3 protein-coding genes are annotated in these 3,009 nt (G+C 40.1%); all 3 read left to right on the top strand.

All coding sequences use genetic code 11. The features are described 5' to 3' along the window. Positions 1-74 precede the first annotated feature (74 nt). The 3 genes from CDG79_RS39920 to CDG79_RS39930 all read left to right on the top strand — a co-directional run bounded on the left by CDG79_RS39920 (position 75) and on the right by CDG79_RS39930 (position 2,569). Entirely contained in the window at positions 75-542 is a 468-nt protein-coding gene (locus CDG79_RS39920; RefSeq protein ID WP_094346971.1) for a hypothetical protein, read from the top strand. A 386-nt stretch (positions 543-928) separates the two neighbouring features. Continuing rightward, a complete protein-coding gene (locus CDG79_RS39925) occupies positions 929-1,840 on the top strand; it encodes a polyphosphate kinase 2 family protein (protein WP_094346969.1) in 912 nt (303 codons plus the stop codon). Between the two features lie 102 nt (positions 1,841-1,942). Beyond that, positions 1,943-2,569, top strand: coding sequence for a chemotaxis protein CheB (locus CDG79_RS39930; RefSeq protein WP_094346970.1), 627 nt, complete (start codon positions 1,943-1,945; stop codon positions 2,567-2,569). Positions 2,570-3,009 lie beyond the last annotated feature (440 nt).

Below are 3,009 nucleotides of genomic sequence, written 5' to 3' on the forward strand. Positions count from 1 at the left end.
GGGGAAGAGGGGAAAGAACAAGGCACATTGAACTCTCCTCTGCTCCCACTAGCGAACCCGCACAAGCACAGGCTTTGAGAGATGTGGTGAGAAATCCGGGCACAGACAACATAGAGTTTGCTCAACCAACTACTATGCGTAAGCCATTGCAATTGCTACGCGATACTGAAGCTTTACTACGCCGTCCAACCGTAGCAAGACTGTCGCTAATTTTGCCACCAAAACTGTCCAATAAATTCCAACTAACCTCATCTTTAGCAGATGACTCCTTTAATGAGTTGGCAGAAATTGACCTAGACACTATTAGTTATTTTGAACTGCGACCTGCACGAATTAATGTTGGCTTAAGCTTTATTGGTTTTGGGGCGCTGATGATATTAGTGTTGCTGCTGTATTTAAACACATTGCATCCAGAACTCAGGGCGGGCGAGCAGATTCGGCAATACTGGTATCAGTATATTTGGTTTGTCAGTTTCGGTGTTGCGGGGATGTTTATGTTGGGGCGTGAAGCGATGCGTCCAATGCCAAAGCGACGGAAGTAATTCGTAATTACATCGCTAACGTTACATTCGTGTAGCGTCTCTCAGAGGATGTTTGAAAAGTCCTCTTTTCGGTATCAAAAGTTTTAGATCCCTCTAAATCTCCCGATAAATTGAGAGACTTTGATTCTTCCCCCTTTTTAAGGGGGGTTAGGGGGGATCTAAAAGTGCCTAAAATCACAGCAAAACACTTTTCAAACAACCTCTCAGAGAAGATAGTAATTCTTAATTAAATTTAATCAGGGGGATGGGGGCTTAACTCGCTAAAGTTGGTTAACATGTATGAATTTTGAATAAAAGTGAAATTATTTAATTAAGAATTTATAAATTTCAGAAATTAGCGCTTCACAATATGCTTCGGTATAAGCAGCAGTTAGGAACTTTTATATATGAACTACGATGCTTTCATTGTTCCACCAGGTTCAAAGATTTCTCTGAAAAAAAACTATGACCCAGCTTATAAAACTGATTTCGATCAAAAAGCTGATGCTGCAAGCAAATTGCAGACAGATGTTGAACGATTAGCAAATTACCAAAATATTCTCTATGCTCAAAACACCTATGCCTTGCTGATTATTTTTCAGGCAATGGATGCTGCTGGGAAAGATAGCACAATTAAACATGTGACCTCTGGCGTGAACCCGCAAGGATTTCAGGTGTTCAGTTTCAAGAGTCCCAGTGCGGAAGAATTAGACCATGACTACCTGTGGCGAACAACTAAGGCTTTACCCGAAAGAGGTCGAATTGGGATATTCAACCGCTCATATTATGAAGAAACTTTAGTGGTTCGTGTCCATCCAGAAATACTGAAAAAGCAACAACTTCCTCACTTACCTAATGGAAATAAGATATGGAAACAACGTTTTGAAGAAATTAACAATTTTGAAAAATATTTAGTAGATAATGGTGTAATCGTTTTGAAGTTCTTTCTCAATGTCTCGAAATCAGAGCAGAAAAAACGCTTTTTAGAACGGATTGAATTCCCTGAAAAAAATTGGAAGTTTTCAGATAGTGATGTCAAAGAAAGAGCTTTTTGGGATGATTATATGAAAGCTTATGAAGAAGTTTTCAATTCCACGAGTACAAAATGGGCCCCGTGGTATATTATTCCTGCCGATCGCAAATGGTTTACACGCCTGGTAGTCGCTAATATTATCTGCACAAAATTAGAAGAACTAAATCTGCAATACCCAACGGTTAGCGACGAACATAAACAGCAACTTTTGGAGGCGAAACGTATTTTAGAGCAGGAAGATGAACAGATAAATTTAAAAGATAAAGGCAAAAATAAGGAAAGTTAGTTTAGAAATGTTGTATAATTCATATATAAAGATGAGCAATTATCAATCTATTAATGCTCTCTATAACTAATAAGTTTGGTTAGTATTGACAGCCAAAAAATCATGATTCAGATGGCGGAAGATGCCAACAATCATCCACCTCACTTTCCTAATGCTGCCTTTGATATTATAGCGATCGCAGCCTCAGCAGGCGGGCTGACTGCTCTATTGAAAGTACTATCGACTCTACCCGCAAAATTTCCCGCAGCGATCGCCATAGTGCAACACCTTGCTCCAGAGCATCGGTCATTCATGGCAGAAATTCTCAGTCGGCGCACGGATATTACCGTCAAGCAGGCAGAGGAGGGAGATTGCCTCATCCCTGGAACGGCTTACGTTGCGCCGCCTAATCGTCACTTATTAGTTAATGATGACGGCACGCTTTCGTTATCACAGTCGAAATTAGTCCATTTTTTACGTCCTTCGGCTGATTTGTTATTTGAATCGGTTGCAGCCACTTACAAAGAAAGAGCGATCGCCATTGTGCTAACTGGAACGGGTAGCGACGGTGCAATGGGAGTAGAAGCAATAAAAAAAAAGGGCGGTACTGTCATTGTCCAAGATGTCAAAACCGCCGAGTTTTCTGGGATGCCTTCAGCTGCGATTCAAACTGGTAACGTAGATTTTATTCTCCCCTTAGATGAAATCTCCACCACCCTGGTGAATTTAGTGATGCGAGAATGTAACTAAGCTAAGACTTAGGGAGTAGAGGAAATTTATTTCGGAACTCCTTTAATGAGTCTTTGATACCCATTAATGAGGCTTAGAACTCCATTAATGAGTCTTTGATACTCATTAATGAGGCTCGGAACTCCATTAATGAGGCTCGGAACTCCATTAATGAGTCTTTGATACTCATTAATGAGGCTTAGAACTCCATTAATGAGTCTTTGATACTCATTAATGAGGCTCGGAACTCCTTTAATGAGTCTTTGATACCCATTAATGAGGCTTAGAACTCCTTTAATGAGTCTTTGATACTCGCGAACAAGTATAAAAACTTCACTCTTTTGTATTCTACTCTCTACCTTTTACCCTATGAATTCCGCAGAAAAAGACCCCGAATTTGAAAATCTACTGATTTATCTCAGACAAAACCGGGGATTTGATTTCACAGGCTATAAGCGCTC

The organism is Nostoc sp. 'Peltigera membranacea cyanobiont' 232, assembly GCF_002245985.1.
In the GTDB taxonomy this organism is placed as follows: Bacteria; Cyanobacteriota; Cyanobacteriia; order Cyanobacteriales; family Nostocaceae; genus Nostoc.